This window comes from Collinsella sp. AF38-3AC (genome assembly GCF_003474365.1).
Classification (GTDB): domain Bacteria; phylum Actinomycetota; class Coriobacteriia; order Coriobacteriales; family Coriobacteriaceae; genus Collinsella.
Genome location: NZ_QROM01000002.1, coordinates 245,739 through 259,559, shown reverse-complemented (window position 1 = coordinate 259,559; position 13,821 = coordinate 245,739). Strand labels below are relative to the sequence as shown.

Below are 13,821 nucleotides of genomic sequence, written 5' to 3'. Positions count from 1 at the left end.
ACCGTCTGCTATCCGCAACGTTAAAATACTGCAATGAGGCATAAGGCTTGCGTTGCGGATGGGCGGATTATGGGTCGTAATAAATATCCCGAGGAGACGGTCGCGAAGATTCTCGACGCGGCGCTGGAGCTATTCTGCGCACAGGGTTATGAGGGAACGAGTATTCAAGATATCGTTGACCGTCTCGACGGCATGACCAAGGGCGCTGTCTATCATCACTTCAAGAGCAAAGAGGAGATTTTCAACGCCGCGTTTGATCGGGCGATGACTCCGATTGTTGAGCACCGCCGCTCGATGCTTGGCGTCGGTAATATGACCGGCGCCCAAAAGCTAAAAAGGCTTTACGCTCCCGAGTCCGTCGTTCCGCAAATTGAACTATGGGCACGCATACATCCTGCGGCAGATCCGGTAAAAAGCTCGCGTCTACTGGCGATGCAGTACCAGGGCTCATTTGACGATGCGGCCGATGGCTGTTTCTTGCCAGTGATCGAGGAGGGCATCGCCGACGGCTCCATTGCGTGCGAATGCCCGCGCGAAGCGGCAGAGGCCGTATCGTTGTTGGCGAATCTTTGGCTGCTGCCATTGTTCCGTCCGCTCGAGCCCAAGGAGCGAATGCTCGCTCGCGCACAATGTTTGGCGCAGATGGCTGCCGCGGTGGGGCTCGATTTGGGTAATGAAGTGCTTCAGACAACGGCGCAGATTTGGGACGTATGGGACCGCGCCGGGTGGTAATATAGATACCAACGGTATGTAATTGATTTGTGAGGGTAGCCATGGCTGCCCTTTTTCAAGTCGATAAATACATACTAGCGGTATGTATAGGGGGTAGGCTTATGGCTGGACTGAGAGACGTCAGCGTCTTGTTGGAACCAAAAATAGTGCGGTCAATTAGGCTCACGGAGCTTCTTGTTGCGCAGCTGTGCACGTATTCGATGCTGTCGGCGCTGTGCTTTGCGTATCCGCTTTACTTGTTCGATTACAGTGGATCGTCAACGTTATATGGCGCCGTTGTGGCGATAGCGTTCATACCCGGCGTACTCGCAGCTCCGGCTGGCGGAATCTTGGCGGATAGGGGAAGACATCGCGAGGTCCTCGTGGCCCTCGGCATTGCTCTGATGACTGCATCGCTGCTGTCTATCCCCATGAAGCGCTCGTTGCCTCTTGCGGTCGTCGTAGTAGCGATACTTTGTGTTCAATATGGCGTTCAATCGCTGCTAAAGCCAATGCTCCAAATTGAGACGGTGCGCATGGCGGGTGAAGAGAAGGTTGAGTGGGCCACTGCATTGGTTTCGCAGATGACCATGGCGAGCAATATCTTGGGCCCTGTGGTCGGGACGGCAGTCTATGGGTGTTTTGGTATCGATGCTCTTTGCGCGACCGCGTCGGTGACGTTTGCGATTTCAGCCCTGCTGTTTGGGGGCGCACTCAAGCAAAATGCCTCATCTGAAACGATGGGAGACTGCGCGACTCGTACGACATGCCGAAACGGTTTTCGGGAGTCGATTCGGTATCTGTTGCAAAATGCATCATTGGTCGCTGTGATTTTGCTTGCGGCCGTTTTGAACCTTGCGTTGGTTGGGCTAACGATTGGCGCTCCCATTATTGTTACAAAGCATCTCGGCATGCAATCGTCCTGCGTTGGGATAGTTGAGGTTGCTATGGGCTTGGGTGGTCTTGCCGGCAGTGGCTTGGTCGGCATCTGGCCGTATCGGTTTTCTTTCAATGGCATATGTCGATATGTTGCGATGATCTGTTTAGGAGTCGAACCGATTTTTGTTACGCTACTGTTCGGCGCAGATGTATGCGTGTTCACCGTGTTTACGGTTGGTTCGGCATGGGTCATGGTGTGGGCAGCCATTGCGTCGGTTGAAATCATCGCGTTTGTTCAGCGGGCAGCGCCGACTGAGCTCTGCGGAAAAGTGCTTTCGGTCGTTTACACGGTCCTTTCCTGCGCAACGCCTATTGGCCAATTGGTTTACGGGCTCGCATATGATCGATGGACTCCGGCGATTGTATTCGCAGGAATGTTGGCGGTGCTGACGTTGACGACGGCGCTGTTTTATCGGCTGAAAAGTCGCTTGTGGCGATTGTCTTAACATGCTGGGGCACCGTGAATTTGTGGAGGCGGTGGTACGCTGCGCCGGGACGGCATTGTTTGGGTACGCCCGTTCTCGTCTACAATATCTTGCAGACGAAGGAGAGGCATGCCCATGATCAAGATGTTTGCGAGTGACTTAGACGGAACGCTGCTGAACGCCCTGCACGAGGCAGACGGGACCATCCGCCGTGCCATTCGCGAGCTGATCGAGGCTGGCTTGCACGTGGTTCCCGCGACCGGACGCTCGACGTTGCCAATCGGCGAGCATGGCTTTACGGGGCTGGCGCTTGACGCCTGCTGCTCTAACGGCTCCATCGTGCGCGACAGCCATGGAGGGGTGCTCAAGACCTGGACTATCGATCCGCAGATTACCGAGGAGCTGCTCAAGGAGTTTCCGGACATTTGCTTTGATTGCTCCACGCCCGATGGCATGTTCTCGAGCGGCTCGTTCGAGATGCACCAGGCGGGCTTTAAAAAGGACAGTCCTATCAAGCGCATCGTGATGCGCGGTATGCGTGCGCGTGGCGGGTATCACGAGGAACAGTATTTTGACCAGTCGATCGGTGACATCCTGCGCCACGATGTGTGCAAGATCAACTGCCGCGTGACCTCGCCCGAGCTGGAGCGCGACCTTAAGGCCTATCTTGCCGAGCGCTCGGACCGCGTGGTCAACGCACCGTTCGATCCAGTGATGTTCGAGATTACGGACGTGGCGTGCAACAAGGGCGAGAGCGTGGCCTGGCTGGCGGACTACTACGGTATTGCCGAGGACGAGGTTGCGGTTTACGGCGACGGCGGCAATGATATCGCTATGCTCAAGCGTTTCCGCCACAGCTACGCGACCAAAAACGCTAGCGATGCAGCTAAGGCCGCCGCTAGCGCGACCATCGGCGGCTGCATGGTCCACGCCGTCCCCAAACACATGCTCGCCACCATGCGCAAACAAAACTCCCACACTATCATTGAATAAGGGACAAAGGGACAGCCCCTCTGTTACATGGGAGATGCCGGCTTTTGGCGTATAGGGCTGTTACGCTTTCGCCACCAACAAATTTCGAGTTATTCGGCCTGTCGGAGGTCGTTAAATGGCTAAAGATGCCCTCTCAGGAACATTCACACCTCTAATGGTGTTTGATTCGGTGACGTAAGTGAGCAAATGGGCATGTATGCGCTCAAATAAGGACAAAAACTCTCAGATAATCCCGGCGGTGCATTTATACAGAACCAGCAGCGTGGCCGAATAACTTGAAAAATGTAGGTAGCAGTTCGGCGACAAGCTCGGGTATGGCAAAGGAACTGTTCCTTCGCCATACCCGAGCTCCGATCTTTAGATATGCGAACAAACATTCGCATATCTAACTGCGCTTTGATAGAATTGTTGCTGTTGGCGGCAGTTCCATGTGCCGGGCAGCGCCCTCCATCTGATGGGAGGTGATGCCCATGACCGATTTGATTGATTTCGTGAGACTTCTGACCGCTTTGGTCTCGTTCTTCACGGCGCTTGTCGGCCTTTCCGAGGCACTCAAGCAGCGTTCGAAGCGCAACGGAAGGGGTCGCCGCCGCTAAGGCGTTGACCCCCTAATGCAAACAACGGCGCTGCCCAGCTAGCTACAACTTGGGCTGCCGTCGACACTATTCTACTCACGAATGCCATTTTGGACAAACGGTAATGCCGCCCCGGGATGTGATAAAGGGACAGTCCCTCTGCCACATTCCAAATATTGCCTTTACGTGTTGATGCACACGGTGTGCAATAATACTCGCACTGTGCAATAGCGCACAGGATGAGTAACAAGGAGGACGCTTGTCCCAGCTCGAGAAATGTGATCGCCGGTCCCTTCGCTCGCAGCGTGCCCTTCGCCAGGCACTTGCTAGCGAGCTTGCCGAAAGCGGCGACCTTTCGCGCATTAATGTTGCGTCGCTCACCGAGCGCGCTGGCCTTACGCGTCGCACGTTCTATTCGCACTACCGCGATATTCCCGACTTTATCAATCAAATCGAGGACGGCTTGCTGGCCGAGATTCGTGAGCGCATTGAGCTCATCACTGCAGCTCAGCTGCCCGATCTCTATCACAACATCGATGAGCTCGAGCCGGCTCCCGGTTCGGTTGAGCTGCTGCGTTATCTTGCGGCCAACCGCGACTTAATCGGTGCGCTGCTGGGTCCGGGCGGCGACCAGGCCTTCATTAAAAGGATTATCGACACCGCACGTGAGGCCGTGGCGCCGCGTGCGCAGACGGGCATTTTGGGCCTAGCGCTGGGCACGTTCTTTGACTACTACGTCACCTACGTCGTGAGTGCCGAGGTCGGCATGATTCAGCGCTGGTTTGAGCGTGACCTTTCCGAATCGCCCGAGACCATGGCGCGCATCATGACGGTTATCGCCTTTGTGCGCCCCGGCGACCTGTATGGCCAACCCATCGATATCAACGTGCCGGAATACGGCATGAAGCTATTGAATCTGCAGCTCGAGGACGCGGCCGACACCGCCGCAACCGTCGAGTCCAACAACTAAGAGGAGAAACAGATGAGCAAACTCGTCGAGGGCATTAAAGACCGTGTGGTCGCTGCCGCACGCGAGGCCGCTCCCGCCGTGGTGGACGCTGCGCAGAAGGCCGCGACCGCCGCTGCCGAGAAGGTCGCCGAGGCAGTTGCCGATGCCAAGAACACGGCAGGGGAGACGTCCATCGCTAGTGAGCCCGCCATCGCCGCCGAGCCCGCAGCTGCCACCGCCGCCCAGGCCCCCGAAGGCGCGATCTTCAACCCCGAGGCCGCCCGCGGCAACCTGCACCTGGGCATCGATGTAGGCTCTACCACCGTCAAGCTCGCCGTGCTCAACGACGACAACCAGATCGTGTACGCCAAGTACCAGCGCCATCACACCGACGTCCGCGCCTGCGCCCGCGACCTGTTCGAGGGCGCTGCGACCGTGCTGCCGACGGCCCAGATGACCTGCGCCATTACCGGTTCGGGTGGTCTGCTGCTCTCCCAATGGCTCGACCTGGAGTTTGTCCAAGAGGTCATCGCCAGCAAGCGTGCCGTCGAGACCCTCATCCCCGCTACCGACGTCGCCATCGAGCTTGGCGGCGAGGACGCCAAGATCATCTACTTCGATAACGGCATCGAGCAGCGCATGAACGGCACCTGCGCCGGCGGTACGGGCGCCTTCATCGACCAGATGGCAACCCTGCTGCACACCGACGCGAGCGGCCTCAACGAGCTCGCGGCCAACGCCACCACCATCTATCCCATCGCCAGCCGCTGCGGCGTCTTTGCCAAGACCGACGTGCAGCCGCTGCTCAACGAAGGCGCCCGTCCCGAGGACGTCGCCGCTTCCATCTTCCAGGCCGTCGTGACTCAGACCATCTCGGGTCTGGCGTGCGGCCGTCCCATCCGCGGCAACGTCGCCTTCCTGGGCGGCCCGCTGCAGTACCTCTCCGAGCTGCGCCACCGCTTCTACCTCACGCTCAACCTGGACGAGGAGCACCGTATCGTGCCCCAAAACGCCCACCTGTTTGTGGCGAGCGGCGCCGCCATGGCGCACGAGTCCAGCAAGCTCAGCACGTTCCTGCAGCTCATCGAGGCCATCGATAGCCTCGGCGACACGCAGGGTGCCGAGGTCGAGCGCCTGGATCCGCTCTTTGCCAGCGAGGATGATTTTGCCGAGTTCAAGGGTCGCCACGACACTGAGGTCGTCCCCAAGGGCAAGCTCGACGGCTACATCGGCCGCGTGTTCATCGGCATCGACGCCGGCTCAACCACCATGAAGGCCGCGCTCGTGGGCGAGGACGGCCAGCTGTTGCACACCTGGTACGGCAACAACAACGGTGACATCCTGGGTACGGCCAAGGTCATCATGGCCGATTTCTACAACCACATCCCCGCCGGCTGCACCATCGGCCACGTGACTACCACGGGCTACGGCGAGGCGCTGCTCATCGAGGCCCTCAAGGCCGACTCCGGCGAGATCGAGACCGTCGCTCACCTGCGCGGCGCCAAGGCGTTCCTGCCCGGCGTCGAGTTCATTCTGGACATCGGCGGTCAGGACATGAAGTGCCTGCGCGTCAAGGACGGCGTTATCGAGCACATCATGCTCAACGAGGCGTGTTCCTCGGGTTGCGGCAGCTTCATCGAGAGCTTCGCCGTGTCCATGGACATGGACGTGCGTGCCTTTGCCGCCGAGGCCATGTTGGCCAAAAACCCGGTTGACCTGGGCAGCCGTTGCACCGTCTTCATGAACTCTCGCGTGAAGCAGGCGCAAAAGGAGGGCGCCACGGTGGGCGACATCGCCGCCGGCCTGTCCTACTCCGTCATCAAGAACGCCCTGTTCAAGGTCATCAAGCTGCGCGACCCCAAGGAGATCGGCAGTCAGGTGATCGTCCAGGGCGGCACCTTCATGTCCGATGCCACGCTGCGTGCGTTCGAGCAGCTCACCGGTGTTCACGCCGTGCGTCCCGACATTGCCGGCTGCATGGGCGCCTATGGTGCGGCCCTGCTCGCCCGCGATCGCGCCGGCGCCGACGGCACCTCGACCATCCTTTCGGCCGAGGACATCGCGCACCTCACTGTGACGCAAAAGCACGTCCGCTGCGGCCGCTGCTCCAACAACTGCCAGCTTACCGTCAACGACTTTGGCGGCGGTAGGCGCTTTATCACCGGCAACCGCTGCGAAAAGGGCGCCGGCCACAAAAAGCAGAAGACCGAGGCTCCCAACCTCTTCAAAAAGAAAAACGAGCTGCTCTTTGGCCGCGAGGTCCTGAGTCCCGACGAGGCCCCGCGCGGCACCGTCGGTATCCCGCGCGCGCTCAACATGTACGAGAACTACCCCTTCTGGCACGCGTTCTTTACGCGCCTGGGCTTTAGCGTGCAGCTGTCCGACCAGTCGAGCAAGAAGACCTACCAGGCGGGCATCGAGTCCATGCCGTCCGAGAGCGTGTGCTATCCGGCCAAGATGAGCCACGGCCATGTGATGAACCTTATCGACCGCGATGTCGACTTTATCTGGATGCCGTGCGTGCGCTGGGAGCGCAAGGAAGATCAGACGGCTGGCAACTGCTACAACTGCCCCATCGTCATGAGTTACCCCACGGCGCTGGCGCTCAACATTGACGAGATCCGCGAGCAGAACATCGAGTTCCTGTACCCGTTTGTGCCCTATCACGATAAGACCGAGCTCAAGCGCCGCTTGTACCAGGTGCTCGCCGTCGACCGCGTGGCCGACGCCGAGGCCGGTCGCGGTCGCGTGCGCGGACCCAAGATCACCCGCTCCGAGATCGATGCCGCCGTCAATGCCGCCTATGAGGCCGACGCCCGTTTCCACGAGGATATCCAGACCATGGGCGAGGAGGCTCTTAAGTGGGTCGAGGACCACGGCGGCCACGGCATTGTGCTCGCCGGCCGTCCCTACCACAACGACCCCGAGATCAACCACGCCCTGCCCGAGCTTATCTCGAGCTTTGGCTTTGCGGTCTTTACCGAGGATTCGCTCGCGCATCTGGTGAAGCCCGAGCGCCCAATCCGCGTTGTCGACCAGTGGATGTACCACTCGCGCCTCTACGCCGTGGCCCGTTTTGTGACGATGCGCAACGATCTGGACCTGATCCAGCTCAATTCCTTTGGCTGCGGCCTCGATGCCCTGACCACCGATCAGGTGCAGGAGATTCTGGAGGCCAGCGGCAAGATTTACACCGTGCTCAAGATCGACGAGGTGTCCAACCTGGGCGCCGCGCGCATCCGCATCCGCTCGCTCATGGCGGCGCTCAAGGACCAGGAGGCCGAGCGTCTGGCCGAGGCAACCGCTGCGGGTGAGGCCTACGAGCAGGGCGATGCCGCGCCGGTGGCGCCCTCCACGGATGCCCCTGCGTTCGCGAGCCGTAAGTACACGTTCGAAGCGCAGCGTGAGAGCGCCTCGACTGCATGGCCCAAGGTGCCCTTTACCGAGCAGATGCGCGACGAGGGCTACACCATTCTGTGCCCGCAGATGGCGCCAATCCACTTTGACCTGGTCAAAGAGGTGTTCCGTGGTGCCGGCTACAACCTGGAGCTGCTGCCCTCGACCGATCACGACGCCGTCGAGGCCGGCCTGCGCTACGTGAACAACGACATCTGCTACCCGTCCATTTTGGTGACCGGTCAGATTATGGAGGCCATCGAGAGCGGCCGATACGACCTGTCCAAGACCGCCGTAGTCATCAGCCAGACCGGCGGCGGCTGCCGTGCCACCAACTACATCGCGCTCATCCGCAAGGCCCTGCGCGAGAGTGGTCATCCCGAGATCCCCGTGATCTCGCTTTCGGCCGTGGCGCTCGGCGAGGACAACCCCGGCTTCAAGATTACGCCGGCGCTGCTTAAGCAGGCTGTGTACGCGGTGCTCTTTGGCGACGTGATGATGCAGATGCTCTACCGCTGCCGCCCGTACGAGGCCACGCCCGGTGCCGCCAACGCGCTCTACGAGGAGTACATGGCGCGCGCCCGCAAGCTCGCGCCCAAGTTCAACAGGCATAACTACACCAAGCTTGCTCGCGAGGCCATCCGCGCGTTCGACACCATGCCGCTTGTGGGCGAGGGCACCAAGCCGCGCGTAGGCGTGGTCGGCGAGATCCTGGTCAAGTTCCACCCCACGGCCAACAACCACGTGGTCGATGTCATCGAGCGCGAGGGTTGCGAGGCCGTGGTGCCGGGCCTGCTCGACTTCTTCCTGTACTCCATGAGCAACGCCGAGCTGCAGAAGGACGAGCTGGGTAGCTCTGCTACCACGCGCGCTGGTATGCAGGCGCTTATTAAGCTCGTGGACTGGATGCGCACGCCGGTGGAGGAGATGCTCGAAAAGTCCCGCCGCTTTGAGGCGCCCGAGCGCATCGGCACCATGGCGGACAAGGCCCGTACGGTTCTTTCGGTGTGCAACAACATGGGCGAGGGCTGGCTGCTCACGGCCGAGATGCTCGACCTGATCGATCACGGCGCACCCAATATCATCTGCACGCAGCCCTTCGCGTGCCTGCCCAATCACGTGGTGGGCAAGTCTGTGATTAAGGAGCTGCGCCGCCAGCATCCCGAGAGCAACATCGTCGCGGTGGACTACGACCCCGGCGCGTCCGAGGTCAACCAGCTCAACCGCATTAAGCTCATGATCAGCGTGGCCAAGGAAAACATGCGCGCCGGCAAGGGCTTTAAGCTCGAGAAGGTGGCGCCGCTCGCGATGGACGAGGTCACCGGCCAGATGCGTGCCCACGATGGCTGCGTGAGCTGCGGACCGGCCAGCGAGGAGGCCGTGGCGTCGGTCGCCGAGCGTCTGGGGCGTGGCATTAAGAAGTAACTGGCCTGCTATGGGCTAGATATGAGACAAACGGGTGGTAGCCGTACCGGCCACCACCCGTTTTTGCTGGACATATGTTGCGTAAATGGGCTTGTTAACGCCTTCAGCGGACTCGGATTTCGGAAGTGCGGGGAAAAACGCGAACCTCCCGAGCACACTCCTCTTTTGGGCTCTCGTTACCTGCGGTTTTGTTGCTAGAATAGTCGGTCTGGTCGACGAAACTCATTTTTTCACCGCACTTCCGAAAACGACGTCTCGGTGGCACAAAAAATCGCCCTCGGAGCCCTGAGTTAATGAACAGGTGTAGCCGTTCACCGCGTAAAAGCGTCCGTTTGTAGAACCAGCCCCCGGCTCGTAGCCTCCATACGGTTGAATAAAAACACATCTATGGAATTACGTAAGAGAGGACCGTTTCATGAGCTACAAGACCGTTTGCGTTGCCGGCGGCGGCGTGCTGGGAAGCCAGATTGCCTTTCAGGCTGCCTACTGCGGCTTTGATGTAACGATTTGGCTGCGCAGCGAGGGCAGCATCGGCCGCACCCAGCCCAAGATCGATCATGTGCGCGAGGAGTACATCGCTGCTATCGAGGGCATGGCGGACGGCACGGGTGAGTGGTGCGCCGGTATCGCCGATAGCGACCAGACCTTCGACAGGGAGGTGGCACTCGCCGCCGTTGAGCGCGCCTACTCCACACTCAAGCTGGAGCTCGATCTTGCCAAGGCAGTGGCCGACGCCGACCTGGTCATCGAGTCTATGGCCGAGGACACCCAGGCAAAGATCGACTTCTACAAGAAGCTCGCCCCGGTTCTCCCGCAAAAGACCGTCATCGTCACCAACTCCTCCACGCTGCTGCCGAGCACCTTTGCCAAGTACACCGGCCGCCCCGAGAAGTACCTATCGCTACACTTTGCCAACTCTATCTGGAAGAACAACATGACCGAGGTCATGGCCCAAAGCCAAACCGACAAGCGCTATTTCGATGAACTCGTCGACTTTGCCAACGATATTCGCATGCTTGCCCTGCCCGTCAACAAGGAAAAGAACGGCTATCTGCTCAATTCCATGCTGGTGCCATGGCTGCTTTCGGGCCTCGACCTGTATGTCTCGGGCGTGAGCGATCCCAAGAGCATCGACCTCGCATGGACGCGCGGCACCGGCGCTCCCAAGGGCCCGTTCCGCGTATTCGACACCGTGGGCATCCAGACGGCGTACAACATCGTTATGCAGTATCAGAAGGTCCCGAGCCTGGTGAGCCCGCTGCTCAAGAAGATGATGATGCCCTACAACTTTAAGGCTATGGCGTCCGTCCTCAAGAAGATGCTCGACGAAGGCAAGCTGGGCGAAAGCTCGGGCGAGGGCTTCTTCAAGTACTAAAAAATGATCCCTCGGCAACATTGGGAAACGTATCATTTGCAGCGTCATGCGCCGCATGGCCCGTGTGCTATTTCGGCGCATGACGCAAAAGAAACTGATGTGTGGGGATAGAGGGGAAACGGTAATGAATCGGCAAATCGTGCTTAAGCAGGATATCCTCGACGCGCTTTCCGCCGTCGGTATGTGCGCAGGGCAGACGGTTATGGTCCATTGCTCGCTCAGCGCGCTTGGATATGTGTGCGGCGGCGCGCAGCCGGTGATCGAGGCGCTGCTCCAGATGGTGGGCGAGGCCGGTACCATCATGATGCCGACGCAATCATGGAAAAACTTGGACCCCGAGAGTGGTGTCCATTGGCAAGAGCCGCAAGAATGGTGGCAGCTGATTCGCGATAACTGGCCTGTCTATGACAAGCGCATTACGCCCACCAACACGATGGGTGCCGTGGCTGAGATGTTCCGGACGTGGCCGGGCACGTTTCGCAGCGATCACCCAGCGCGTTCAGTGGCGGCAAACGGCCAGCATGCGCAATTCCTGACGGAGACCCACGACCTGAGCAACATCTTTGGCGATGGATCGCCCATCGCGCGTCTGTACGATTTGGACGGCTATGTTCTGCTGGTGGGCGTTGGCTATGACAAGAATACGTCACTGCATTTGGCAGACGCCCGTGCGCAGTACCCCGGCAAGCACGACTGCGTGGAACACAGCGCGATCATGGAAAACGGCCAGCGCGTGTGGAAGGAGTACCGCACACTTTTTGTCGACGGCGAGGACTTCGACGAGATCGGCGCTGCTTTTGAGCGTGAATGCCCGGTTCACACGGCGGCCCTTGGTAACGGGACGATCCGTTTTATGCGCCAGCGCGAGCTTGTCGATTTTGCCGTGGACTGGATTGAGCGACATCGCGGCTGCCTTGAATAGTTCGGGGGCGGAAGCATTGGGGGTTTACGGTAGTATGCGACAAGATCTGAATAGGTCGAGCAAGAGCTGTGGCGCGCGTTGACGTTTGCCCAATAGAACGCAAAAAATGCACCGTTCGCCGATACTCCTCTCGCGAGTGGTTGCCATATGGTTTGATGTTAGAAACACATAGTTTCCGGCGGGCCGCGGATGACGTTTGCTTTGATATCGGAGGTACCAAGTATGTTTTGCACTCCGTTAAACAAGTATCGGGCTGGTTAACATGAGCCGCCGTGCTATTTCGATAACCCTTGCAGTGGTCTGCCTGGCTGTGCTCCTGGGCGCTGCAGGGCAGTTTGCTATAAATCGAGAAACATCCTATATGCAGGAATGCGTTTCCGAAGGCTTTGCCATTGATGGTTACTATCGGGATGACAAAACAAGTCTGGAAACTCTGGCCTTTCATGAAGAGGATAACCATCGTTGGCAACTGGTCGACAAAGACGGCAGCTGCGTTGACGGGCAGTTTAAGTGTACGGACGACCCCAATATTTTGGTATTAACGAGGGAATACGGCGAAAAAATCGGTACGGTCCACGTGGCGTATATATCGCGCCGACGCAATCAGGGTTGGCTCTACCTATTTAGAGATACCAAGGTGACCCGTTTTTATCTGGTGAGCACCAAACCGGCGTTTATGGTGGAGTCTGGCGATGTCGATATGGACAGTTGATTCACGGCAATAAAACAGCGAGCGGGGCGCGGGTGTGAACTGCGCCCCGCTTTTTGCGCGTGTTCTTGTCGCGTCTGCGCCTCATCGTGACTTGCACCCGTGCGCATTCATCCTGCGCTCGGATTACTTCACGTCAAACTCTACGCGGTCGAGTTCGGGCACGTTGAGGTCGATGAGTTTGCGGGCGACGTGGCGGTCGTGTGCCCCGAGCGCCTCGCTTGTCGTCACGTGGGCGACAATCTCACGCTCGACAAGGCCCTCCTTGTCGCCTTCGGTCGCCGAGGTCTCGACGGCGACGGTGTAATCCTTAAAGCTTGGCAGCACCGCGGCAAGCTCGCGTGTGGTCTCGGTGACGCCGTAGCCGTCTTGCACGCCGGCCTGCGCCGAGCCAATGGAACCCGCCGTCATGACGATGCAGGGGATGGCAAAGATCATCGTGCCCACAACGATGCGGCGGCGCACTTTGTGTGACAGCTCGTCGACCTCGGCGTTTTCCTCGGCGGTCACGACGCCGTCGCCGTTCAGGTCGCGCTTGAGCGGCACGCGCAATAGAAGTAGCACGGTTTCGGCAGCCAGTGCGATAAAGACCACGTTGATGCCAAACTCGTAAAGCGCCGAGAGAAACAGCGATCCGCTTGCGATGGCGATGCCGTAGCCCGCCGCGCACAGGGGCGGCATCAGCGCGGTCGCTACGGCCACGCCGGCGATGAGCGTGGCGGGTTCCTGGTCGCGCGAGTTGCCCAGGCCACCCGCAAAGCCGCCCGCGAGCGCGACGGCAAGGTCCCACACAGTCGGTGTCGAATTGTCGATGATGGCGGCCGTGGTGGTGCCGAGCGGCGAGAGCTTAAAGTACAGCGTGGATGTGATCAGGCATAAGGCCATCTGCAGTGCGAGGCCGGCAATGGCCTCGACAGTAATCTCGCGGTCGAGCGTGGCAACACCGTATGCCATGGCAAGGACCGATCCCATGAGCGGGCAGATGAGCATGGCGCCCACGATGGCGATGCCCGAGTCGATATCGAGGCCGATGCTTGCGATGAGCATGGCGATGATGAGGATGCACAAGTGCGAGCCGGTCAGGCGCGCCCCGTTTACAAAACGCTTGCGGATCACGTGGTAGGGTGCGCGGCCCTCGCGAATGTTGAATGCGCGCTTTAGGAAGCGGGCGGCGTTCTCCATGGCCTCGCTATGGGCGGGGCGGATGCCGTGGCGCCGGTGATGGCGTTCGCGTAGTCGCTTGATCTGTTGTTTATCGAGTTCCATGTCCACCTCGTTCTGGCACGGGCCGTACACCTTGCCCCTCGTCCTTACTCTACACCGTGGCGGGCAGGTCGGTTATCCTGCCATGGAGTTTAGGCGAGCAGACAAATGAGGACGCATCATCTGCGGATACGGCCGA

At 59.5% G+C, this 13,821-nt stretch carries 10 protein-coding genes; 9 read left to right on the top strand and 1 reads right to left on the bottom strand.

What is annotated here, in order from left to right:
* The first annotated feature begins 69 nt into the window (after positions 1–69).
* From DW029_RS02540 to DW029_RS02505, 9 genes are all read left to right on the top strand, one after another.
* Positions 70–732 carry a TetR/AcrR family transcriptional regulator gene (locus tag DW029_RS02540; protein WP_158564843.1) on the top strand — a complete coding sequence of 221 codons (663 nt, stop codon included), beginning with the start codon at positions 70–72 and terminating at the stop codon, positions 730–732.
* Positions 733–773: 41 nt separating this feature from the next.
* A complete protein-coding gene (locus DW029_RS02535) occupies positions 774–2,096 on the top strand; it encodes an MFS transporter (RefSeq protein WP_118345182.1) in 1,323 nt (440 codons plus the stop codon).
* 114 nt (positions 2,097–2,210) lie between these two features.
* Positions 2,211–3,068, top strand: coding sequence for an HAD-IIB family hydrolase (locus tag DW029_RS02530; RefSeq protein WP_118345213.1), 858 nt, complete (start codon positions 2,211–2,213; stop codon positions 3,066–3,068).
* 470 nt (positions 3,069–3,538) lie between these two features.
* A complete protein-coding gene (locus tag DW029_RS11795; protein ID WP_255413356.1) occupies positions 3,539–3,664 on the top strand; it encodes a hypothetical protein in 126 nt (41 codons plus the stop codon).
* Positions 3,665–3,902: 238 nt separating this feature from the next.
* Positions 3,903–4,613, top strand: a complete 711-nt coding sequence (locus tag DW029_RS02525; RefSeq protein WP_118345181.1) for a TetR/AcrR family transcriptional regulator — start codon at positions 3,903–3,905, stop codon at positions 4,611–4,613.
* A gap of 12 nt (positions 4,614–4,625) precedes the next feature.
* Positions 4,626–9,413: a 2-hydroxyacyl-CoA dehydratase gene (locus tag DW029_RS02520; RefSeq protein ID WP_118345180.1), complete on the top strand. Its 4,788-nt coding sequence runs from the start codon at positions 4,626–4,628 to the stop codon at positions 9,411–9,413.
* 415 nt (positions 9,414–9,828) lie between these two features.
* Entirely contained in the window at positions 9,829–10,788 is a 960-nt protein-coding gene (locus tag DW029_RS02515; RefSeq protein ID WP_118345179.1) for a 3-hydroxyacyl-CoA dehydrogenase, read from the top strand.
* 124 nt (positions 10,789–10,912) lie between these two features.
* On the top strand, positions 10,913–11,710 hold the full coding sequence (locus DW029_RS02510; protein WP_118345178.1) for an aminoglycoside N(3)-acetyltransferase: 798 nt from the start codon (positions 10,913–10,915) through the stop codon (positions 11,708–11,710).
* A gap of 262 nt (positions 11,711–11,972) precedes the next feature.
* Complete coding sequence (locus DW029_RS02505; protein ID WP_118345177.1) at positions 11,973–12,422, top strand: hypothetical protein; 450 nt, start codon at positions 11,973–11,975, stop codon at positions 12,420–12,422.
* A gap of 123 nt (positions 12,423–12,545) precedes the next feature.
* Here DW029_RS02505 and DW029_RS02500 read toward each other — a convergent pair whose 3' ends face one another.
* A complete protein-coding gene (locus tag DW029_RS02500; protein ID WP_118345176.1) occupies positions 12,546–13,685 on the bottom strand; it encodes a DUF389 domain-containing protein in 1,140 nt (379 codons plus the stop codon).
* Positions 13,686–13,821: the final 136 nt, after the last annotated feature.

What these genes read in the sequence shown, in the direction of transcription:
- DW029_RS02540 (WP_158564843.1), top strand. Translation starts at nt 70, where the DNA reads ATGGGTCGTAATAAATATCCCGAGGAGACGGTCGCGAAGATTCTCGAC.
- DW029_RS02535 (WP_118345182.1), top strand. Translation starts at nt 774, where the DNA reads ATGGCTGCCCTTTTTCAAGTCGATAAATACATACTAGCGGTATGTATA.
- DW029_RS02530 (WP_118345213.1), top strand. Translation starts at nt 2,211, where the DNA reads ATGATCAAGATGTTTGCGAGTGACTTAGACGGAACGCTGCTGAACGCC.
- DW029_RS11795 (WP_255413356.1), top strand. Translation starts at nt 3,539, where the DNA reads ATGACCGATTTGATTGATTTCGTGAGACTTCTGACCGCTTTGGTCTCG.
- DW029_RS02520 (WP_118345180.1), top strand. Translation starts at nt 4,626, where the DNA reads ATGAGCAAACTCGTCGAGGGCATTAAAGACCGTGTGGTCGCTGCCGCA.
- DW029_RS02515 (WP_118345179.1), top strand. Translation starts at nt 9,829, where the DNA reads ATGAGCTACAAGACCGTTTGCGTTGCCGGCGGCGGCGTGCTGGGAAGC.
- DW029_RS02510 (WP_118345178.1), top strand. Translation starts at nt 10,913, where the DNA reads ATGAATCGGCAAATCGTGCTTAAGCAGGATATCCTCGACGCGCTTTCC.
- DW029_RS02505 (WP_118345177.1), top strand. Translation starts at nt 11,973, where the DNA reads ATGAGCCGCCGTGCTATTTCGATAACCCTTGCAGTGGTCTGCCTGGCT.
- DW029_RS02500 (WP_118345176.1), bottom strand. Translation starts at nt 13,685, where the DNA reads ATGGAACTCGATAAACAACAGATCAAGCGACTACGCGAACGCCATCAC.